This is a genomic window from Streptomyces sp. NPDC101194, from assembly GCF_044767885.1.
In the GTDB taxonomy this organism is placed as follows: Bacteria; Actinomycetota; Actinomycetes; order Streptomycetales; family Streptomycetaceae; genus Streptomyces.
Window position 1 is genome coordinate 626,019 of the sequence record NZ_JBIWOS010000002.1, and the last position, 21,842, is coordinate 647,860.

Annotated in this window: 15 protein-coding genes and 1 riboswitch; of the genes, 9 read left to right on the forward strand and 6 right to left on the reverse strand. The window is 72.0% G+C overall.

Going from position 1 to position 21,842, the window contains the following annotated elements:
* Positions 1–34: 34 nt before the first annotated feature.
* The gene (locus ACIRP2_RS09610; protein WP_404248186.1) at positions 35–1,081 is read right to left on the reverse strand and encodes an NlpC/P60 family protein; all 1,047 of its coding nucleotides are present in this window, start codon (positions 1,079–1,081) and stop codon (positions 35–37) included.
* A 356-nt stretch (positions 1,082–1,437) separates the two neighbouring features.
* Between ACIRP2_RS09610 and ACIRP2_RS09615 the strand changes: the two genes are divergently transcribed.
* Positions 1,438–1,791 carry a hypothetical protein gene (locus ACIRP2_RS09615; RefSeq protein WP_404248188.1) on the forward strand — a complete coding sequence of 118 codons (354 nt, stop codon included), beginning with the start codon at positions 1,438–1,440 and terminating at the stop codon, positions 1,789–1,791.
* A 173-nt stretch (positions 1,792–1,964) separates the two neighbouring features.
* On the opposite strand, the gene ACIRP2_RS09620 is transcribed toward ACIRP2_RS09615, so the two are convergent.
* Complete coding sequence (locus ACIRP2_RS09620) at positions 1,965–3,137, reverse strand: NlpC/P60 family protein (protein ID WP_404248190.1); 1,173 nt, start codon at positions 3,135–3,137, stop codon at positions 1,965–1,967.
* 6 nt (positions 3,138–3,143) lie between these two features.
* Positions 3,144–3,310, reverse strand: a riboswitch (cyclic di-AMP (ydaO/yuaA leader).
* A gap of 420 nt (positions 3,311–3,730) precedes the next feature.
* On the opposite strand from ACIRP2_RS09620, the gene pcrA reads away from it, so the two are divergent.
* A complete protein-coding gene (gene pcrA / locus ACIRP2_RS09625; RefSeq protein WP_404248192.1) occupies positions 3,731–6,175 on the forward strand; it encodes a DNA helicase PcrA in 2,445 nt (814 codons plus the stop codon).
* A 75-nt stretch (positions 6,176–6,250) separates the two neighbouring features.
* Here the strand turns inward: pcrA and ACIRP2_RS09630 are convergent, their stop codons facing one another.
* A complete protein-coding gene (locus tag ACIRP2_RS09630; RefSeq protein WP_404248194.1) occupies positions 6,251–7,909 on the reverse strand; it encodes a M23 family metallopeptidase in 1,659 nt (552 codons plus the stop codon).
* A gap of 541 nt (positions 7,910–8,450) precedes the next feature.
* Between ACIRP2_RS09630 and ACIRP2_RS09635 the strand changes: the two genes are divergently transcribed.
* Complete coding sequence (locus tag ACIRP2_RS09635; protein ID WP_404248196.1) at positions 8,451–9,584, forward strand: winged helix DNA-binding domain-containing protein; 1,134 nt, start codon at positions 8,451–8,453, stop codon at positions 9,582–9,584.
* 62 nt (positions 9,585–9,646) lie between these two features.
* On the opposite strand, the gene ACIRP2_RS09640 is transcribed toward ACIRP2_RS09635, so the two are convergent.
* A complete protein-coding gene (locus ACIRP2_RS09640) occupies positions 9,647–10,549 on the reverse strand; it encodes an esterase/lipase family protein (protein WP_404248198.1) in 903 nt (300 codons plus the stop codon).
* 442 nt (positions 10,550–10,991) lie between these two features.
* Here ACIRP2_RS09640 and ACIRP2_RS09645 point away from each other — a divergent pair, with 442 nt between their 5' ends.
* Entirely contained in the window at positions 10,992–11,405 is a 414-nt protein-coding gene (locus ACIRP2_RS09645) for a cobalamin B12-binding domain-containing protein (protein ID WP_266415302.1), read from the forward strand.
* A gap of 248 nt (positions 11,406–11,653) precedes the next feature.
* Here the strand turns inward: ACIRP2_RS09645 and ACIRP2_RS09650 are convergent, their stop codons facing one another.
* Together ACIRP2_RS09650 and ACIRP2_RS09655 are read right to left on the reverse strand one after the other, a co-directional pair.
* Positions 11,654–13,267, reverse strand: a complete 1,614-nt coding sequence (locus ACIRP2_RS09650) for a DUF5691 domain-containing protein (protein WP_404248200.1) — start codon at positions 13,265–13,267, stop codon at positions 11,654–11,656.
* A 22-nt stretch (positions 13,268–13,289) separates the two neighbouring features.
* A complete protein-coding gene (locus ACIRP2_RS09655) occupies positions 13,290–14,714 on the reverse strand; it encodes an SWIM zinc finger family protein (protein WP_404248202.1) in 1,425 nt (474 codons plus the stop codon).
* Between the two features lie 132 nt (positions 14,715–14,846).
* On the opposite strand from ACIRP2_RS09655, the gene ACIRP2_RS09660 reads away from it, so the two are divergent.
* From ACIRP2_RS09660 to sucC, 5 genes are all read left to right on the forward strand, one after another.
* Positions 14,847–15,284: a hypothetical protein gene (locus ACIRP2_RS09660; protein ID WP_404248204.1), complete on the forward strand. Its 438-nt coding sequence runs from the start codon at positions 14,847–14,849 to the stop codon at positions 15,282–15,284.
* Positions 15,285–15,394: 110 nt separating this feature from the next.
* Complete coding sequence (locus ACIRP2_RS09665; protein ID WP_404248206.1) at positions 15,395–16,507, forward strand: AAA family ATPase; 1,113 nt, start codon at positions 15,395–15,397, stop codon at positions 16,505–16,507.
* Positions 16,504–18,981 carry a DUF5682 family protein gene (locus ACIRP2_RS09670; protein WP_404248208.1) on the forward strand — a complete coding sequence of 826 codons (2,478 nt, stop codon included), beginning with the start codon at positions 16,504–16,506 and terminating at the stop codon, positions 18,979–18,981. The genes ACIRP2_RS09665 and ACIRP2_RS09670 overlap by 4 nt, the downstream gene beginning before the upstream one ends.
* Positions 18,978–20,195: a vWA domain-containing protein gene (locus ACIRP2_RS09675; RefSeq protein ID WP_404248210.1), complete on the forward strand. Its 1,218-nt coding sequence runs from the start codon at positions 18,978–18,980 to the stop codon at positions 20,193–20,195. The genes ACIRP2_RS09670 and ACIRP2_RS09675 overlap by 4 nt, the downstream gene beginning before the upstream one ends.
* Before the next feature lie 461 nt (positions 20,196–20,656).
* Entirely contained in the window at positions 20,657–21,838 is a 1,182-nt protein-coding gene (gene sucC / locus ACIRP2_RS09680) for an ADP-forming succinate--CoA ligase subunit beta (RefSeq protein WP_351074458.1), read from the forward strand.
* Positions 21,839–21,842: the final 4 nt, after the last annotated feature.

Here is a 21,842-nt window from a genome sequence, read left to right on the forward strand (position 1 = left end):
CGACGGCGGGTCGATCCGGATCGGAGTCGGGAGCCTATGCCACCCGGGTCGCTCCGGCGAAGGGCATTTGGTCGATCGGCGCGATCCGTACCGGCGCCCCCGGGCGCGGGGCGTGGATCATCCGGCCGTTGCCGATGTAGAGCCCGACGTGGCTGACACCGGAGTAGAAGAACACCAGGTCGCCCGGGGCCAGTTCGGAGCGCGAGACGTGCTGTCCGGCGTTGATCTGGGTGTACGTGGTCCGGGGCAGCGAGACGCCGGCGGACCGCCAGGCGGCCTGGGTGAGCCCGGAGCAGTCGAACGAGGACGGGCCGGTCGCGCCCCAGACGTACGGTTTGCCGAGTGCTCCGAACGCGAACGCGACGGCTGCGGCGGCGCGGGCATTGGGGGCGAGGACGGAGCCGCGCGCGATGCCCCGGTCGGCACGGCCGGCGGAACGCGCGCCGTCCGAGGCCTCGTAGGCGCTGCGTTCGGCGGGGGACAGGGTGGCGAGGAGCCGCTGCGCGTCGGCCAGCTTGCTCCTGACCGTCGCCTTGTGCTTCTTCAGCTCGGCCTGGCGCGAGGCCAGCGCGGCCAGCTTTCCCCGGGCCTGGGAGCGCAGCTGGGCGATCCTGGCGACCTGCCGCTCCACCGTGTCGACCTCGGCGGCCTGGCGGTCGCTGATCCGGTCCACGTACGACGCGCGCTCCAGATACTGGTCGGGGTCGGAGGAGAGCGCCAGCTGCAGAGCGGGGTCGAGGCCGCTCGTGCGGTACTGCGCGGCGGCGAGCGAACCCAGCGCGTCGCGCGAGGCGTTGAGACGCTCGGTCCGGCGGGCGGCCTCGTCGCGCAGGACGTCGACGGCCTCGGCGGCGGCGGTGGCCTTCTCCTTCGCGCCGTTGTACTGCTCGGTGGCGACTTCCGCGTCGCGGTACAGCCGGTCCACCTCCGACCTGATCTGGGCGGGGGTGCGCTGGGGATCGGCGTGTGCGGAGCCCGGCAGAGCGGCAGCGGTGGCGGCCCCGGCCAAGGCGAGGGTGGCCGCGGTGCGGGCAGCAGAGCCGGTGTACGGGCGCTGCTTGGGTTTCCGATGCGCTGCCACGGGGGCGTGCGTCCTTCCTGGCGACTGCCCGACGGGGACTACCGGCGGGCCCGCCGACGATCCGGTGGCGGGCCACCCACAGCCGGGCGGCCCGCCACCGGATCCCCGGCGGGGCGACCGGCGTGCCGTCCGGGGGCGGAGCGGCGGTGAAGACGGTCACCTGGTCAGGGACGCTAAACCCGGGGCACGGGGAAGAGTCGTAATGACGCTTATTGCCCGAATTTGGCGCGGCGCTGTCTGTGTCTGATCGGAAAAATGACAACAGAGTCAGGCAATTGGTGCAGACACGAGTGAAGCGCCAGGAAGCCGCACCTGCCTGCGGAGTGGTGATATGGGCGGGGCTAGGCTGCGGCCTCATGGACGTACTCATTCATGTCTTCGTCGCCCTGCACATCATCGGCATCGCCTCGCTGCTGGGCGGTTTCCTGACCCAGATGAAGGCGATGGGCGCGGGCACGGCCCGGTTCGTCCCGGCGATGCTGCACGGCGCGCTGACGATGCTGGTCACCGGGGTCGCGCTGGTCGGGCTCAACGAGGCCGACGACCACCACGTGAACAACATAAAGATCGGGGTCAAGCTGCTGTTCCTGGTCGTCGTCCTCGCGCTCGTCTACGTCAAGCGGGACGAGGAGAAGGTCGACAAGGGCGCCTTCGCGGCGGTGGGCGGGCTGACGCTCGCCAACATCTTCATCGCCACGCTCTGGACCTGAGGGTCCGAGGGCCGCGGCCCGGCGTCCGAGAGCCGGGTTCCGCGGTCCGGGTCCCGAACTCCGGGTGCCGCGGTCCGAGGGCCGCGGATCGCGACCGGCGCGGCGCCGGGCCGGGGCGGTGCCCGGCCCGGCGTGTGGGTCGTCCCACGCGCCGACCGCGGGGGACAGCGGGTCTAGGCCGGCCGCACGCTGCCGTAGATCGGCATGTAGTAGATCGACTCCTCGCGCACGTTCGCGCCCGGTTTCGGCGCGTGGATCATCATCCCGTCGCCCTTGTAGATGCCGACGTGGCTGATGTCGTCGTAGAAGAAGACGAGGTCGCCCGGACGCAGATCCGCCGTGGCGACCTTGGTGCCGATCTTCACCTGGTCCCACGTGGTGCGCGGGATGTCGACCCCCGCGGCCTTCCACGCGGCCTGGGTGAGTCCTGAGCAGTCGTACGAGGACGGGCCCGTCGCACCCCAGACGTACGGCTTGCCCAGCTGGGCCCTGGCGAAGGCGAGGACCTTCTCCGCCTTGGTGGTGGCGCTGCTGTCCGAGCCGGTCCCGGTTCCCGTCCCCGTACCGCTGCCGGTTCCCGTGCCCGTACCGCTGCCGGATCCCGCCGCCTTCGCGGCCTCCTCGGCCTTGCGGTCCGCCTCCGCCTTGGCGGCGGCCTGCTGCCGCGCCAGTTCCTCCGCCTTGCGCTTGGCCTCCGCCTCCTTCTTGCGCTCCAGCGCCGCGAGCCGCTCCCTCTCCTCGGCGGTCAGCTTCGACAGCATCGTCCGCGCCTCGCCCAGCTTCTGCTGGACGTTCTGCTTGCTGGTGCGCAGTGTGGCCTGGGTCGTGGTCAGCGTCTCCAGGCTGCGCACCGCTTCGGCGCGCTTCTTGGAGGCCTTCGCCTGCTGGGCGCGGAAGTCCGTGACCGCCTTCTGCTGCTGACCGGTCATCCGGTTCATCAGCTGGGTCTGGTCGAAGTACGACTGCGGGTCGTCGGCCAGGAAGAAGGTGGCGCTCGGCGTGAGGGACCCGGTGCGGTACTGCGCGGCCGCGTAGGCGCCGAGCGTCCTGCGGGCGTCGTTGAGTTTGTCGGCGCGCTTCGCCACGTCGTCCAGGAGCGCGTCCACCTCGGTGCGCTGGGCGGCGGAGGCCTCCTTCGCCTGGTTGTACCGCTGGGTCGCGGCGCCCGCCTCCCGGTAGAGGTCGTCGACCTTCTTCTGGACGTCCTCGATGCTGGGCTTCGGAGCGGGGGCCGCCGTGGCGCTCTGCGTGGAGAGCAGGGTCACGGATGCCAGCGCGGCCGTCGTGAGGCCGACGGCCGGTGTGGTGGTGCGCACCCGGGCGCGCGGTTTGCGATGCGATGCCAAGACGGCATCTCCTTCCGTGGACCGCCTACCGGGTTAGCTGTCGGGTTCGGGCGGAACGGAAGGCTGCCCTACGGTCCGAGTGGGGGATGTGGACCGATTCACCCCGGTGACGCGTATTGGGTCCCCGGCTCCGGACGTCCGTGAGGACGGCCCGGATTCGGCGCGGGCGCCCGCTCGGCGTGGTTCGCCTCAGGGGGTACGGGCCACCCGGTCGAGCACGGTAGCCAACCCGTGGTGCTGCTGTGAAGGTCGATGTTCGATATGCCCGATACGTTTTCGTGACCTCCGCGGGGCGGAGGTGACGAGGGTGGCCGAGGGCGGATATTCCTTACGCGGCGTGGGCGTCCGCTCTCCGTGCGTGCCCGGCGGCCGGGTGTGGTTCGCCGAGCGGCAGTCACGCGTCGGTGCGGCGGTTGAAGGGTTGTCCCGTGATCCCTGGTGGACCGGTGCGCGGCGTCGGATGCGGTGCATCGCAAGGCGGAGGGACGTCCGCATACTGGATGTATGCGGACGTTCCGACAATGCGGCGAGGTCCGTAGCAGTCGTCGCGCACCCGCCAGGGATTGCGGGACAGCCCTTAGACTCGACAAGCGATGAGCAGCCTCTTTGACGACAGCTTCCTGGCCGGCCTCCAGCACTCGGAGGAAGAGCCCCCGCCGCCCCCCGAGGACTCCGCACCCGAAGCGGTGCCGGAGGACCTCTTCGCGGGCGTCTTCGACGGGCCCCCGCCGCCCAGGGACGCGTACTACCGCGACGGCGCGCACCGCCCCGTGGTCGACTCCGCGGCGCTGCTCGACGGGTTGAACACCGAACAGCGCGCCGCGGTGGTCCACGCCGGCTCCCCGCTGCTCATCGTCGCCGGGGCGGGCTCCGGCAAGACCCGGGTGCTGACCCACCGGATCGCCCACCTCCTCGCCGAGCGCGGGGTGCACCCCGGCCAGATCCTGGCGATCACCTTCACCAACAAGGCCGCGGGCGAGATGAAGGAGCGCGTCGAACAGCTCGTCGGACCGCGTGCCAACGCCATGTGGGTCATGACCTTCCACAGCGCGTGCGTACGCATCCTGCGCCGCGAGTCGAAGAAGCTCGGCTTCACCTCGTCGTTCTCGATCTACGACGCCGCCGACTCCAAGCGGCTGATGGCCCTGGTCTGCCGTGATCTCGACCTCGACCCGAAGCGCTTCCCGCCGAAGTCGTTCACGGCCAAGGTCTCCAACCTGAAGAACGAACTGATCGACGAGGAGACCTTCGCAGGCCAGGCCGCGGACGGCTTCGAGAAGACCCTCGCCCAGGCCTACGCGATGTACCAGTCCCGGCTGCGCGAGGCCAACGCGCTGGACTTCGACGACATCATCATGACGACGGTCCATCTGCTGCAGGCGTTCCCCGACGTCGCCGAGCACTACCGCCGCCGCTTCCGGCACGTCCTGGTCGACGAGTACCAGGACACCAACCACGCCCAGTACACCCTCGTACGCGAACTGGTCGGCCCGGCCGGGGAGCACGACGCCCCCGCCGAGCTGTGCGTCGTCGGTGACGCGGACCAGTCGATCTACGCGTTCCGCGGTGCGACCATCCGCAACATCCTCCAGTTCGAGGAGGACTACCCGAACGCGACGACGATCCTGCTGGAGCAGAACTACCGCTCCACGCAGACGATCCTGTCCGCCGCCAACGCGGTCATCGAGCGCAACGAGAGCCGCCGTCCCAAGAACCTCTGGACGAACGCCGGCACGGGCGCCCGGATCACCGGCTACGTCGCCGACACCGAGCACGACGAGGCCCAGTTCGTTGCCGAGGAGATCGACCGGCTGACCGACGCGGGCGACGCCAAGGCCGGTGACGTCGCGATCTTCTACCGTACGAACGCGCAGTCCCGCGTCTTCGAAGAGATCTTCATCCGCGTCGGCCTGCCCTACAAGGTCGTCGGCGGCGTGCGCTTCTACGAGCGCAAGGAGGTCCGGGACGTCCTGGCCTACCTCCGGGTTCTCGCCAACCCCGAGGACACCGTCCCGCTGCGCCGCATCCTCAATGTGCCCAAGCGCGGCATCGGTGACCGTGCCGAGGCGATGATCGACGCGCTCTCCCTGCGCGAGAAGATCACCTTCCCGCAGGCGCTGCGACGGGTCGACGAGGCGTACGGCATGGCGGCCCGGTCGGCCAACGCCGTCAAGCGGTTCAACACGCTGATGGAGGAGCTGCGCACGATCGTCGAGTCCGGCGCGGGCCCGGCAGTGGTCCTGGAGGCCGTGCTGGAGCGGACCGGTTACCTCGCCGAGCTCCAGGCGTCCACCGACCCGCAGGACGAGACCCGCATCGAGAACCTCCAGGAACTCGCCGCCGTAGCCCTCGAATTCGAGCAGGAGCGCGGCGAGGCCGGCGAGGAGGGCGCGGGCACGCTCGCCGAGTTCCTGGAGCGGGTCGCGCTCGTCGCGGACTCCGACCAGATCCCCGACGAGGACGAGGACGGCTCCGGCGTCATCACGCTGATGACGCTGCACACCGCCAAGGGCCTCGAATTCCCGGTGGTCTTCCTGACGGGCATGGAGGACGGCGTCTTCCCGCACATGCGCGCGCTCGGCCAGGTCAAGGAGTTGGAGGAGGAGCGGCGGCTCGCGTACGTCGGCATCACCCGTGCCCGCGAGCGGCTCTACCTGACCCGGGCGGCGATGCGCAGTGCCTGGGGGCAGCCCTCGTACAACCCGCCGTCCCGGTTCCTGGAGGAGATCCCGGACCAGCACCTGGAGTGGAAGCGGACCGGTCCGATGGCGGCCCCGGCCGGGCCCACGTCGGGGATCACTTCGTCGCTGTCCTCGTCGCGTTCGCGGTCCGGACCCTCGGGTTTCGCGACCCGGCGGACCTCGGACAAGCCGACGATCACGCTGGTGGTCGGGGACCGGGTCACGCACGACCAGTTCGGGCTGGGCACGGTGACGGCGGTCGAGGGGATCGGCGACCAGGCGAAGGCGACGGTCGACTTCGGGGACGAGCGGCCGAAGAAGCTGTTGCTGCGATACGCACCGGTCGAGAAGCTGTAGGCGGGGCGGCGGCCGGAGCCGTCGCGTCGGCCGCCGACCGTGACCCGCGCGACGGCGGGTCGGTCGGCGGGCGGCTCAGGTCGGGTCGACGCCGTGGCTGCGGAACCAGGGGAGCGGGTCTATGGCAGCGCCCCCACCGGGCCGCACCTCGAAGTGCAGGTGCGGGCCGGTCGAGTTCCCCGTGTCGCCCGAGTACGCGATGACGTCACCGGCCTTGACCGGGCCCGAGCGGATCTTGGTGCTGCTCAGGTGGCAGTACCAGGTCTCGGTCCCGTCGGCCATGGTGACGATGGCCATGTTCCCGTAGGCACTGTTCCACTGGGTGCGCACGGTGCCGTCGGTCGCGGCCATCACGGGCGTGCCCTCGAAGACGGGGAAGTCGATGCCCGTGTGTACGGACATCCAGTTGACGCCCGCCTGGCCGAAGTACGCGCTGAGGCCGTGCCGCGCGACCGGCACGACGTACTTGGGACGCAGCGCCTCCTTGCGCGCCGCCTCTTCTTCGCGCTTCTTCTTCTCGGCGGCCTGCCGCTCCCTCAGGTCGATGCGTTCCTGGGTACGGCTGGCGCGGTCGGCGAAGTTCTTGGCGTCGGCGCGGAGGTTGGCGAGCTGGGTGTCCAGCTTGCTGTTGGCCGCGGCCGGCTTGACGGAACCGGGGTCGGCCGCCGCCATCGTCGTGGTGTTGTCGTCCTTCTTGTCCTCGCCGCCCAGACCGCTGACGGAGGCCGCGGCGATACCGGCCACGCTCATCACGCAGGCGGAGGGAACGGCGACGGTCAGGAGTGCGGAACGCTTCGCGGGGGAACGCCGCCGACTGCGGCTGCCGCCGCCACCGTTGCGTGTCGTGGGGCGGCCGAGGGCGCTGCGGGGGGCGGGCGCGGTGTCTGCGGCAGCGGCTTCCGTGTCGTCGTCGTCGCCGTCGTCCGCCGCGGCTTCGTGGCCGTCGGTGGCATGGCTGTCGAAGCCGCGTCCGTCGGTGCCGTGTCCGTCCGGTTCGAAGCCCGCTTCCGGTTCCGGGAGGCTGAACTCGGCGGTGCTGTGGGGTTCGTACGCGGCGAAGTCGAAGGAGTCCTGATCGGTGTAGGGCTCGTAGGACCGGTGCGTTTCTTGCACCCCGTGCGCCGTGTGCGCCTCTTGTGCTTCGTATGTCTCGTGCGCCATCGGCGACTCGTGCAACACCTTTGCGGTTTGCGTGGTTTGCACGGTTTGCTGTTCGTGCTCGGGCGTGGCGCCGGTGTTCCAGGCCGTGGCGTCGTACGCGCCGGTGTCGTAGGCGGCCGTGCCCGTCGTCGCCCACTGGCCGGTCCCGTACCAGCCGTTGGTGTCCCACTGACCCGTGGAGTCAGGGGTGCCGCCCTGTGCCGGGATGTCGGTGAAGGCGGTGAAGGTGGCGGTGGCCGTGGTCCCTGCCGTGCCGTAGTCGGCGTCGGACGTCCAGGCGGTCGTGGTGTCGTACGCCGGACCCGCGGCGTACTGCGGCTGGGACTGCGTCGCGTACGGGGCGTAGGCGTCGTACGAGGAGGTCGGGTGAGCGCCCGTGCCCCACTGCGTGGAGTCGTATTGGCCGCTGTAACCGGCCTGGGCGGCCTGCGTGGTCTGCCCGGTGTCGTAACCGCCGCCGTACGTGCCGTCGTGGCTGCCGGGAAGGGAGCCGAAGAGCGGATCGTTGTCGAAACCGCCGGTGGCCTGGCTGTCGTATCCGGCGAACCCGGCGTGGGGGGGCTGGTCGTCCACCAACTTCTCTCTCGCCTCGGCAGCAGGACCTTGTCTGGGGTCCGGCGGGGGATCCCAGGGGGGAGCAGTGGCCGCGACTGTACCCGGCGGTATGCGACGCCGACAATCTTCGGCGGGTTCGGGCGGCTCAGGAAACGGGCAATCGACCGTCTTTCGGCGGACTGTCCACACAGCCTTGGCTCTGTGTTCGAAACGCGTTCCATTTGTGAGGCCGGCGGTGCTGTTGGCGCGGGGCGGTCGCACCCGGTTTGTCCTGTGCCGGTGAAACCTCTGCCAAGAAACCGTTGCCGGGCGACGATCGCGCCGATGGGACCGGGCGCGTGCCGTCGGACCGGGCGTGTGCCGGCGGCGACTTCGCCGTCGGTTCCTCTCGGACCGAGCGATCGTGAATCCGGCGATCACGCACCGTTCTTTGCCGGCGGCCGCGAGGTCGTGGAGCGTCGGGCGACCCGTCGATGCCCCGGACCGCACCGGGGCGGGCGCGGTACCGCCGATGGCGGGTGGGGCGTGGGGCGTGGGGCGTGGGGCAGAATCCTGCGATGTGACGATGACCGTTCGCGAGCTCAACCGGGCGACCCTCAGTCGCCAACTGCTGCTGGAGCGTGAGCCGCTGAGCGTCGCCGACGGGGTGCGGCGCGTGGTCGCGCTCCAGGCGCAGCACCCGGCCTCGCCGTACCTCGCGCTGTGGAACCGGCTCACCGGCTTCGCTCCGGCCGAACTCGACGCCGGTTTCACCGGACGTTCGGTGGTCAAGGCGACCCTGATGCGGATCACCCTGCACGCCGTGCACGCCGAGGACTACCCGGCCTTCCGCGCGGCGATGCAGCCCACGCTGTACGCCTCCAGGCTCGGCTTCCGTTTCGCCGCCACGGGGCTGACCCCCGCGGACGCCGACGAACTGGTTCCGGAGCTACTGGCCTTCACCCGTCGCCCACGCACCTCGGCGCAGATGCAGGCATGGGTCGAGGAGCGGATCGGCGCCGAGAAGAAGGACGGGGCGTGGTGGGGGCTGAAGGCGTACGCGCCGCTGCACCACGCGCCGACGGACGCTCCGTGGTCGTTCGGCCCCCGACCGTCCTTCGTCGCTGCCGGGGCGGGGCCCGCCCCCACGGGGCGAGCGGTGGAGCCACAGGCGCTGCGGACCCTGATCCTGCGCTATCTGGCGGGGTTCGGGCCCGCGTCGGTGGCGGACGTGGCGCAGTTCGCCCTGGTACGGAGGGCTTTTGTCCGTCAGGCCCTCAGTGCGCTGGACGGCGCCGTCGAGCAGCTCCGGGGGCCGGACGGCGTCACGTTGTTCGACCTCCCCGGTGCCTCCCGGCCGCCCGCCGACACCCCCGCGCCGCCCCGGCTCATGGCGATGTGGGACAGCATTCTGCTGGCCTACGCCGACCGCAGCCGGGTGATACCCCCGGCCTACCGCCCCCTGGTGATCCGGAGGAACGGCGACGTGCTTCCCACCCTGTTGGTGGACGGCCATGTCGCCGGGGTGTGGCGCCCGGTGGACGGCGGGATCGAGGCCACGGCCTTCCACCCTCTGTCGCCCGCCACCTGGGACGCACTCGCCACCGAGGCCCGTTCCTTGACCGCGCTCCTCGGCGACCGCGAGGCCGCGGTCTACAGCCGCTACCACCACTGGTGGGCGAAGCTCCCCGATGCGGAGGTACGGCTGCTGTGACCACCGGTCCGTTGCCCGGACTCCGGCGGCACGCGCGCGCCGTCCGCCTGCACGGACGCGGATCACGCCACCGAAACGGCTCCGGTGTCCCCGGCCGCTCCGGTGACTCCTGCCGCTCCGGTGGCTTCGGTCGGTGACTCGCGGGACTCCAGGGCCTGCCGGACCGCTCCGGCGACGGTCGGGTGGACGGGGAGCGCGAGATGGCCGATCCCGCTGACGCGTACGTTCACCGCGTCGAGATCCGGATGGTCGATGCAGGCCGCCTCGGCCGGGACGATCACCCGGTCCAGTTCGCTCCAGAAGCTCACGAACCGGGTACGGCAGCCGGGTGCCGGCCTGCGCAGTTCCTCGATCGGTGCGGAGCCCGCGCGCATCTGGCGCACGATCGGGTGGGCACTCGCCAGCGGGGCGACGGCCGTGCCCCCGTGCGGTGTCCCGAGGGTGACCAGGGTGCGGACCCGTTGGTCACCGCCCAGCCGCTGCACGTAGTAGCGGGCGATGAGGCCACCGAGGCTGTGCCCGACGATGTCGACCTCCTGGTGACCGGTGCGGGCGCAGATCTCCTCGACGTGCCGCCCGAGCAGCTCGGCCGCCGTACGGATGTCGCAGGTCAGCGGCGAGTAGTTGAGCGACTCCAGGTGGCGTCGGCCGTGCCGGGCGAGGGAGCGGCGGAGCAGGACGAAGACCGAACGGTTGTCGATGAAGCCGTGCAGGAGTACGACGGGCGGCTGCTCGCCGCCCTCGGCCGGGAGGGCCGCCGTCCCGGCGGGTGCGGTGGCGGCGGGCGGTCCGGCCGGGCGTGATGGCGGGCGCCGTTCCCCTGCGATGCCGGCGGGGTACAGGAGTACGTGCCCGGCGAGGACCACCAGCTCGAGTGCGGTGGCCTTGAGCAGCGCGGACGACAGCCGGGTGCGGCACAGGGACGGCCGGCGCAGCGGTAGGGGAAGGAAAGGCGGGACCCTCATGGCCGACCTCCTGCTCCGGCAGGCGGGGAGGCGGTTCCCGTCCCCGTGTGCCCTCATGGGGTGCCGTCGCGGAGGTGCGGGCGACACGCGCGGCCATCCGGCCGGGGCCGGTTCGCGGGCCGATGCCCACCGGCGGTGACCGGCGAATGCTCGGCCGACGGTCCCGACACCGACGGTCCCGACGCGGATGGGGCGACGGGCCGTACCGCCGTGCCGCGCGGCTGGCGGCGCGGCGGTACGGTGACCTCGTAGCGGCTCCCCTGACGGCCGGTCCCGCACGGCAGGTGTGCCGCCTGGAACGGGAACGGCGCCCGGCGAACATGTCCCACGTGTGATTTCCCCCTCCCCGCCCACCGCGAAACGGCGGGTTGCGGGATGCTGTCGATAACGTTCGTTCACATCCCCGGCCCTTCAGGCACGGGAGACGCATGTGGAGGCAGTGATGGGTGTGACCGGTCCTATCCGTGTGGTGGTGGCCAAGCCGGGCCTCGACGGCCATGATCGCGGAGCCAAGGTGATCGCGCGGGCGCTGCGCGACGCCGGTATGGAGGTCATCTACACCGGGCTCCACCAGACGCCGGAGCAGATCGTGGACACCGCGATCCAGGAGGACGCCGACGCGATCGGCCTGTCGATCCTCTCCGGCGCGCACAACACGCTCTTCGCCAAGGTGATCGAACTGCTGAAGGAGCGCGAGGCGGAGGACATCAAGGTCTTCGGCGGCGGCATCATCCCGGAGGCGGACATCGCGCCGCTGAAGGACCAGGGCGTCGCGGAGATCTTCACCCCGGGTGCGACGACGGCGTCGATCGTCGACTGGGTCAACGCGAACGTGCGGCACCCCGCGGAGGCCTGACCCTTCCCGCCACGAGGCAGCGGGCCGCTCAAGCCCGCCTGCCCGGGGTGGTGTCTTCGGCTGCCCCGGCCTCCGGTCGGGTGGTGCCCGGCCCCGGGGGCCGGCCGACGGATCCGCCCTCCCCAGCCGTGCGCAGGCCCCTGCCCCCCGGCCCGCGCTCGGACCGTCCGGCGCCGCGACCACCGAACCGGAGTCCGTCGGGTGGAACCCGGAGCCGGTCGAGCGAAACCTGTGGTCCCTCGACCTCCTCAGCCCGGTATCAGCTCCACGTCCATCGCCGCGCGCAGCCGCAATGTGGAGACCAGGCGTTGGAACGCCTCCGACCAGTAGCCGTTGGCGCCCGGTGAGGCGTCTTCCGGTTCGTCCGGGGTGGTGGTGAGGATCTCGAGACGGTCCGCCTCGGCCGGGTTCAGGCAGCGCTCGGCGAGGCCCATCACCCCGCTGAAGCTCCAGGGGTAGCTGCCCGCGTCCCGGGCGATGTCCAGGGCATCGACGACCGAGCGGCCGAGCGGCTCGGCCCACGGCGTGGGACAGACCCCGAGCAGCTGGAACGCCTCGGACAACCCGTGCGCCGCGATGAAGCCGGCCACCCATGTGCCCCGTTCGGACGCGGGAAGGACCGCGAGGAGCTTCGACCGCTCGGCGAGCGACGCCGTACCGGGGCCGTTCGACGGCGGCACGGAGGGGGAGCCGAGCAGTGCGCGGGCCCACTCCGGATCCCGCTGCCGCACTGCCGCCCGGCACCATGCCGCGTGGAGTTCCTCCGCCCAGCCGTCGGCCACCGGCAGGGCGACCACTTCCTGCGCGGTACAGCCACCGAATCGCGCGGGCCAGGTGGCGAGCGGTGCGGCCTCCACCAACTGGCCCAACCACCAGGACCGTTCGCCCCGACCGGACGGCGGCACCGCCACCACGCCGTCGCGCTCCATCGCCGCGTCGCACTCGTGCGGGGCCTCCACGGCGACGGAGGCGGCGTCATCCGTGAGGTCCGGACTCACACAGGACATCGCGCGGGCCGCCATCCGTCCGGCGAACGCCGACTCCGGCAGCGCGGACAGCAGTTCGGCGGCCGTCGAGCGGACATTACGGCTGCGGTCGGAGAGGGCCTGTTCCAGGAAGGGCTCGTCCACCGCGGACAGTCCGGTGCGCAGAGAATCGAGGAACATCAGCCGGTCCTCGGCGCGCTCGGTCGTCCATGTGGTGCCGAGCAGCGCGAGCGCCTCGGCCGGATCGTGCGAGCGTACGGCCCCGAGCAGGGCGACCCGCTCGGCGAAGAGGCCCTCCTGCCAGAGCCGGGAGACCGCTTCCCGATCGGTGACGTCGGGCAGCGACGAGCCGCTGGGCGACCCGCGCAGCGCGAATCTCCACTCGGGGTTCAGCCCGGCCAGCCACAATCCGCGCGGCCCCGCGAAGGCCAGCGCCCCGGGCCGCAGATCGGTGCGGGACCTGGCCGCGTCCAGCAGGGACGGGAGCAGTGCGGGCGGTGCCCCGTAGCCGTACCGGTTGGCGGTGGCCAGCCACTGCGGGATCAGCTCCATGAGATCGGGTGCCGTGCCGCGCCGCCCGCCCGAGCCGCCCGATGCCGAACGGTTGGTGAGGAGTTGGGCCAGCCTGCGCCGGGCGGCCGGGGGCAGCGGCGGGCGGGGATCGGCGGGCGCCGGGCGGGGACGGGCGGCCGCGGCGGCGGGCCGCAGCCCCGCCCGGCGCCGTACGGTGTGGAGCGCCGCCGCGTCCAGCAGTCCGACCGGCCCGCCGCCTCCCTCCGGGGGGCGGCGGTCGGTGCCGAGCAGCGCCGCGGTGACGAGCTCCTCCCATGGCATGGCCGTGACGGTCGGTGGCGCGGCTGTGGTGGTGCGAGGCATGGTTCCCCCTTCGAATCCGATGTCAGATGAGCGGCACGGTTTCGGACGTCGCCGCGGGACCGGCGCCGTCGGCATCCGCGTCCGTGGACCAGGCCGTGAACGGGTCGAAGCCCCGGTGACCGCATGCGCCGAAGACCGTGACCGGGGAGCCGCCGGAGAGTGCGACGAGCTTCCACAGGCCGGGCCTGGACAGCGCCGCCGGGGTGAGGGGCAGGGCCGCGTCCCCCGACGCGTCCACCAGTTGCCAGCCGTCCCCGGACGGCACGGGTATGACCTCGCGCAGTGTCACCGGCCAGGAGTCCAGCCAGGGATCGTTCCGCAGCGCGTCCCCGTACGCACCGATCGCGGCCGCCACCGTGCCGCCTGTCGGCGGCGAGCCGGCCGATGACGGGACACCGAACTGCCGACCCAGCTCCGCCCGCAGCCGGCCGGCGCCCGGACAGGGCGTGACCTCGGCGTCGATCGTGACGCCCACCGGCAGTGCCAGAGCGGGGGAGCGCCCTGCCGCCCCGAAGGAGAGCAGGAACGCCATGCGGCCCGAGTCCCTCCCGTACAGCCAGATCCGGCGCGTGACGAGCTTGCCGTCCGGGGCGTCGTACTGGGCGAGGACCAGCCAGTGGTCGCGGACCGACGGGCCCTCGGCGGGAGCGGTCAGCCCCACCCGTGTGCGGACCGTGGCCGCCAGTGACTCCGGCAGCCGGTCGATGCGCAGCCACGCGCTGTCCAGCAGATGGAGCAGCGCGCACTCCTCCAGCAGCCGCACCGGCCAGCCCGGTCCGGACGCCGGGACGGCACCCAACTCCCTCACCCGTGAGGCCAGACCGGGAGCCTGGGCGTCGACCATGCGGGCGGCCGTCTCCTCCCACAGCCCGTGCCCCGGCTGATCGGCCGCCGCCAGACCGCCGCGCAGCAGATCCCCCAGCCGCTGCTCCAGCTCCTGCGCACCGCCGGTGATCCGTTCGGCCCGGCGCTCGGCGCGCCGCCGGACGGCCTCCGGATCGGCCGGTCCGGAGGCCGGGGTGCCGCCCGCCGCAGCCCCGGCCTTCTCCCCTCTCTTCTCCGCCGCGCGTGTGCGACGGCCCGTCAGCCACTCACCGGCCCAGTCCGGGACCTCGCCCGCGGGCAGGGCCGATTCGCCGGACGCCCAGACCAGCAGCAGTCCCAACGCGTGCTTGCACGGGAACTTCCGGCTGGGGCAACTGCACGTGTACGCGGGGCCGGTGGTGTCGACCACCGTCTGATACGGCTTGCTCCCGCTCCCTCCGCACAGCCCCCACACCGCGCCCGAACCGTCACACCCGGCGGCCGACCACGGACCGGCCGAACCGAGCTTGCTCCCCGTCCTGCGTGACGCCTCGTCAGGAGCCAGGGCCAGGACCTGCTCCACCGTCCAGCGCGCTGCCGGGCCGGCCGTGCGCAAGGGTTCTCCCCCGTGAGATAGCAGCATGGGAACGACGGTAGAGCGCGGCACTGACAATCCTTCCGACGTGCTGATTCGTCGTCATGCGCACAACTTGACTTGACCTTTCCTTTGCGATTCGCTGCGAGTTCCGACACTCGGATCCGGGGGGATCGACCGATGAGCCACGCCGTCCGCAACATCCGTCACGTAGGCACCGTGCGTACTGCCGTCTGCGCAGTTGTCGTCCTCGGCCTCGCCGCGGGCCTCGGCGCCTGCTCCGAGGCCGTCGACCAGGTGGACAAGGCCGTGGACGAGACCTACGAGGTCACCTACGAGGTCACCGGCACGAGCGTCGACGAGATCCAGTTCCACGGGGGAGGGGGCAAGGCCATGGAGCCGAAGATCGAGACGGTCGAGTCCCCCACCCTGCCGTGGCGGAAGACCGTCACACTGCGCGGAATCATGCCGCCCGCCGTCATGCCGGTCGCCCTGGACGAGGACGGGGCCGAGGTCGCCTGCTCGATCACGTACAAGGGCAAGGTCATCAAGAAGGCCGAGGGCGAGGGCCTCCTCACCACGGGCGGTTGCGTCGCGGTCTCGCCGGTGGCGGGCTGAACTCCGCCCCACAGCGGCTGAATCGGTCCTGACCTGCGGTCGGGGCCGATTGTCAGTGCCGTGGTGCACGGTGGGAACCACATCAGGTCGACCGATCTGGAGGGGGACCCATGACCGTGTCCGAAACCACCGCAGTCGTGTCCGCGCAGGCGCTGCGACCGCATGCCGAGGACGCCTTCGCCCATGAGCTGAAGGCCCTCGCCGCGGCCGACGACCGCCCGCGGCCGCCCCGTTGGCAGCTTTCGCCATGGGCCGTCGCCACCTACCTGCTCGGCGGCACCCTGCCCGACGGCACGGTGATCACACCCAAGTACGTCGGTCCGCGCCGCCTCGTCGAGGTCGCCGTGACCACGCTCGCCACCGACCGGGCCCTGTTGCTCCTCGGCGTTCCCGGCACCGCCAAGACCTGCATGTCCGAGCATCTCGCCGCCGCCGTCAGCGGTGATTCGACGCTGCTCGTCCAGGGCACGGCGGGCACCCCGGAGGAGGCCGTCCGCTACGGCTGGAACTACGCGCAGCTGCTCGCCCACGGGCCCAGTCGGGACGCTCTGGTGCCCAGCCCGCTCATGCGCGCCATGTCCGGAGGCATGACCGCGCGGATCGAGGAGCTCACCCGGATCCCCGCCGATGTGCAGGACTCGCTCATCACGATCCTGTCGGAGAAGACCCTCCCCGTCCCGGAACTGGGGCAGGAGGTCCAGGCGGTCCGCGGATTCAACGTCATCGCCACCGCCAACGACCGCGACCGCGGGGTCAACGAGCTGTCCAGCGCCTTGCGCCGCCGGTTCAACACCGTCGTGCTCCCGTTGCCGGCCACCCCCGATGCGGAGGTCGACATCGTGTCCCGGCGCGTCGATCAGATCGGGCGCTCGCTCGACCTCCCGGCCGCACCCGACGGGATGACCGAGATCCGACGTGTCGTCACGGTCTTCCGTGAACTGCGCGACGGCGTCACCACCGACGGGCGCACCAAACTCAAGTCCCCCTCCGGAACGCTGTCGACGGCCGAGGCGATCTCCGTCGTCACCAACGGCCTCGCGCTGGCGGCGCACTTCGGCGACGGGGTGCTGCGCCCCGGCGACGTGGCGGCGGGCATCCTCGGCGCGGTCGTCCGCGACCCCGCGGCCGACCGGGTGGTCTGGCAGGAGTACCTGGAGACCGTGGTCCGTGAGCGGGACGGGTGGAAGGACTTCTACCGCGCCTGCCGCGAGGTGTCCGTATGACCCCGGCCGCGCGTCCCGCCGGACCGCTGCTGCTGGGGGTGCGGCACCACGGGCCCGGTTCGGCCCGAGCCGTCCGTGCGGCCCTGGAAGCCGCCCGCCCCGGGGTCGTGCTCGTCGAGGGGCCCCCGGAGGGGGACGCACTGCTGCCGCTGGCCGCCGACGAGCGGATGCGGCCGCCGGTCGCGCTCCTCGCCCACGCCGTGGACGACCCCGGGCGGGCGGCGTTCTGGCCACTGGCGGCGTTCTCGCCCGAGTGGGTCGCGATCCGCTGGGCGCTGGCGCACGAGGTGCCGGTCCGCTTCATCGACCTGCCCGCCGCCAACTCCCTGGCCATGACGGAGGAGGAGCGCCGAGCGGGCCACGACGGAGAGGGGGACGAGGACGGGAACGGGGGAGGGAGGAGGGCGACGGACACGGGCGCGGACCCGGCGGCGGGCACGGGCGGCCCGCCCCCACCCGCACCGATCGACCCCATCGGCGTGCTGGCCGGGACGGCCGGTTACGACGACCCGGAGCGCTGGTGGGAGGACGTCGTCGAACACCGCGCCCGGGACGGCGCGGCCGGCGATCCGCGGGCACCGTTCGCCGCGCTCGCCGAGGCGATGACTGCCCTGCGCGAGGTGCACGGGGACGGCGGCCATCCCCGTGACGCCGTCCGGGAGGCGTACATGCGCCTCCAACTGCGCAAGGCGGTGAAGGAGTTCGGTGAGGACGTCGCGGTCGTCTGCGGCGCCTGGCACGTTCCCGCGCTCGGTGCGAGGACCACGCTCGCCGCCGACCGGGCCCTGCTCAAGGGACTGCCCAAGATCAGGACCGAGCTGACCTGGGTCCCCTGGTCGCACCGTCGGCTCGCCCGGCACAGCGGATACGGGGCGGGCATCGACTCACCCGGCTGGTACGGGCACCTCTTCGACGCCGCCGACCGCCCGGTCGAACGGTGGATGACCAAGGTCGCCGGGCTCCTTCGTGACGAGGACCGGTTCGTCTCGTCCGCCCATGTCATCGAGGCCGTCCGGCTCGCCGGGGCCCTCGCCGCCATGCGGGGCCGCCCGCTCGCCGGTCTGGGCGAGACGACCGACGCGATCAGGGCCGTGATGTGCGAAGGCTCCGATGTGCCGCTCGCGCTCGTGCGGGACCGGTTGATCGTCGGCGAGACACTCGGCGAAGTGCCGGACACCGCCCCCGCCGTGCCCCTGCAGCGCGACCTCACCCGGCAGCAGCGCACGCTCCGGCTCAAACCGGATTCGCTGGAGCGGGAGTTGGAGCTCGACCTGCGCAAGGACACCGACGCGGCCCGCAGCCGGCTGCTCCACCGGCTGCGGATCCTCGCCGTCGGCTGGGGTGAACCCGCCGCGGGCCGGGCGAGCACCGGCACGTTCCGGGAGAGCTGGCGGCTGCGCTGGGAACCCGAGCTGTACGTACGCGTCGCGGAGGCCGGGACGTGGGGCACCACCGTGCTCTCCGCCGCGACCGCCAGGGCCGAGTCCCAGGCCGCTTCGGCGACCACGCTCGCCGAGGTCACCGCACTGGCCGAGCACTGCCTCCTCGCGGAACTGCCCGACGCACTCCCCGTGGTGATGAGGGTCCTCGCCGACCGCGCCGCGCTCGACGCCGACGTCGGTCACCTCGCCGACGCCCTTCCCGCGCTGGCCCGCACCCTGCGCTACGGCGATGTGCGGTCCACGGACACGGCGGCGCTCGGCGGGGTCGCGGCCGGGCTCGCCGAACGGATCTGCGTCGGACTGCCGCCCGCGTGCACCGGACTCGATGCCGACGCCGCCGCCGAACTGCGCCGCCGGGTGGACGGCGTCCACTCCGCGATCGGGCTGCTCACGGGGGCCGTCGGGGCGGAGGCCGACGAGGCCGGGCTGCGTGCGCGCTGGACCGCCGTACTGCACGGGCTCGCTGCCCGGGACACGGTCGCGGGCGTCATCCGGGGCCGTGCGGCCCGGCTGCTGCTCGACGAAGGACGGCTCGCGGAGGACGACGCGGCACGGCTGATGGGCCTGGCCCTCTCGCCCGGCACACCCCCGGCCGAGGCCGCCGCCTGGATCGAGGGGTTCGTCGGCGGGGCCGCCGGAGGCGGCATGCTCCTCGTCCACGACGAGCGGCTGCTCGGCCTGATCGACGCCTGGCTCACCGGGGTTCCCGCCGACACCTTCGCCGATGTACTGCCCCTGCTGCGCCGCACCTTCTCGGCGTACGAGGCGGGCGTACGGCGCACGCTGGGGGAACTGGTGCGGCGCGGGCCGGCCGCCGGGGGACCGACGGCCATCGGTACCGGGACGACGGCACCCGGGTTCGGCCCCGGACTCGACACGGACCGCGCCGATGCGGTGGTGCCGGTGCTGCGCCTGATGCTCGGCCTGGGGCCCGGTACCGATCCGGACCCGGGCGGCGTCGACCCCGGCGAGGGGGACGAGAAGCACGAGAGAGCCGAGAACGCCAAGGAAATGCTGGGGGCGACAGGATGACCACGGACACGGCCGGCACCGCACCGCAGCCGGCCCACGGCTCGCCGTCCGGCCCGGCGAACGACGAACGGCTGCGCCGGTGGCGGCTGGTCCTGGGCGGCGACAGCGCCGAGAGCACCGGCCGCACCCTCACCGGACGCGACGCCGCGATGGACGGCGCACTCACCGCGCTGTACGGCGGCGGGGCCGCTCCCGGTGGCCGGGGCGGGAACAGCCGCTCGGCGGGGCTCGGGGCCTCCGCCCCCTCGGTGGCCCGCTGGCTCGGAGACATCCGTACCTACTTCCCCGGCTCCGTGGTCCAGGTCATGCAGCGTGACGCGATCGACCGGCTCGGGCTCTCCGCCCTGCTGCTCGAACCGGAGATGCTGGAGGCCGTCGAAGCGGACGTCCACCTCGTCGGGACGCTCCTCTCGCTCAACAAGGCCATGCCCGAGACGACGAAGGAGACCGCGAGAGCGGTCGTGCGCAAGGTCGTCGACGATCTGGAGAAGCGGCTGGCCACCCGTACCCGGGCCGCACTCACCGGCGCCCTGGACCGTTCGGCCAGGATCGAACGCCCGCGCCACCACGACATCGACTGGGACCGCACCATCCGGGCCAACCTCAGGAACTACCTCCCCGAGTACGGCACCGTCGTCCCCGAGCGGCTCATCGGCTACGGACGGGCCGCACGGTCCGTGAAGAAGGACGTCATCCTCTGCATCGACCAGTCCGGGTCGATGGCGGCCTCGGTCGTCTACGCCTCCGTCTTCGGCGCGGTGCTCGCCTCCATGCGCACCCTGCGCACCAGGCTCGTCGTCTTCGACACGGCCGTGGTCGACCTCACCGACCGGCTCGACGACCCCGTCGACGTACTCTTCGGCACCCAACTCGGCGGCGGGACGGACATCAACCGGGCGCTCGCCCACTGCCAGTCGAGGATCACCCGCCCCGCCGACACCGTCGTCGTGCTCATCAGCGACCTCTACGAGGGAGGCATACGCAACGAGATGCTGAAGCGGGTCGCCGCGATGAAGGCGTCCGGCGTGCAGTTCGTGACGCTGCTCGCACTGTCCGACGAGGGGGCGCCCGCCTACGACCGGGACCACGCGGCGGCCCTCGGGTCCCTGGGCGCGCCCGCGTTCGCTTGCACCCCTGATCTCTTCCCCGAGGTGATGGCGGCGGCCATCGAGAAGAGGCCGCTGCCCGTACCGGACAAGGAGATCCTCCGGTGACGAGAGGCGGTACCGGCGGCCGGCCCGGCCGACGCGGACAGGCACGAGGCGGCAGCGGCGGGCGGCGTGGCGGACACGGCCACCGGCACGCTCCATGACGCCATCGGCCGGTCCGGCGTACGGGAGCCGCAGGACCGTTCCCGTCCCAGCAAGCGGCCTGGACGGGCCGCCCCGGAACCACCCGACCGGCTGGTCCCGGGGCACTTGCCCGCGGACATCGCGCCCAGGCCCTTCTGTCCACTGCGACCCGGCCACGGGCCGGATCTGTGACCGTAATCACCGCTCAGGTGTGTTCTGCGATTTAGGGTCCTGCGGAGCGCGGGGATAACCTGCGAGATGGACATGCCGCGTACCCCGGGTCACCGTGTGCGCCTTCCTGGTGACAGAACAGTCACGTTGCCCCTCGCGGCACGCCCACGCTGAAAACGAACCGCGAGACCACTGAAAAGGGACGGACGCGCGTGGACCTGTTCGAGTACCAGGCGAGGGACCTCTTCGCCAAGCACGGTGTACCGGTGCTGGCCGGTGAAGTCATTGACACGCCTGAGGCAGCCCGCGAGGCGACCGAGCGGCTGGGCGGCAAGTCCGTCGTCAAGGCGCAGGTGAAGGTCGGCGGCCGCGGCAAGGCCGGCGGCGTCAAGCTGGCCGCCACCCCCGACGAGGCGGTCGCCCGCGCGACCGACATTCTCGGCATGGACATCAAGGGCCACACGGTCCACAAGGTGATGATCGCCGAGACCGCGCCGGAGATTCTTGAGGAGTACTACGTCTCGTACCTCCTCGACCGCACCAACCGCACCTTCCTGGCCATGGCCTCGGTGCAGGGCGGCATGGACATCGAGGAGGTCGCGGCGAAGACCCCCGAGGCCCTCGCGAAGGTCCCGGTCGACTCCAACACCGGTGTCACGATCGAGAAGGCCCGCGAGATCGTCGCCCAGGCGAAGTTCCCGGCCGAGGTGGCCGAGAAGGTCGCCGAGGTCATGGTGACGCTGTGGGACACCTTCGTCGCCGAGGACGCGCTCCTCGTCGAGGTCAACCCGCTCGCCAAGGTCGCCTCCGGCGACGTCCTGGCGCTGGACGGCAAGGTGTCTCTCGACGAGAACGCCGACTTCCGTCAGCCCGAGCACGAGGCCCTCGAGGACAAGGCCGCAGCCAACCCGCTGGAGGCTGCCGCCAAGGCCAAGAACCTCAACTACGTCAAGCTCGACGGCGAGGTCGGCATCATCGGAAACGGTGCCGGTCTGGTCATGTCGACCCTGGACGTCGTCGCGTACGCCGGTGAGAACCACGGCAACGTGAAGCCCGCCAACTTCCTCGACATCGGTGGCGGCGCCTCCGCCGAGGTCATGGCGAACGGCCTGGAGATCATCCTCGGCGACCCGGACGTCAAGTCCGTCTTCGTCAACGTCTTCGGCGGCATCACCGCGTGCGACGAGGTCGCCAACGGCATCGTCCAGGCTCTCGCGCTGCTCAAGAGCAAGGGCGAAGAGGTCACCAAGCCGCTGGTCGTGCGCCTCGACGGCAACAACGCGGAGCTGGGTCGCAAGATCCTTTCCGACGCCAACCACCCGCTGGTGCAGCGCGTGGACACCATGGACGGCGCGGCCGACAAGGCCGCCGAGCTCGCCGCGGCTGCGAAGTAAGGAC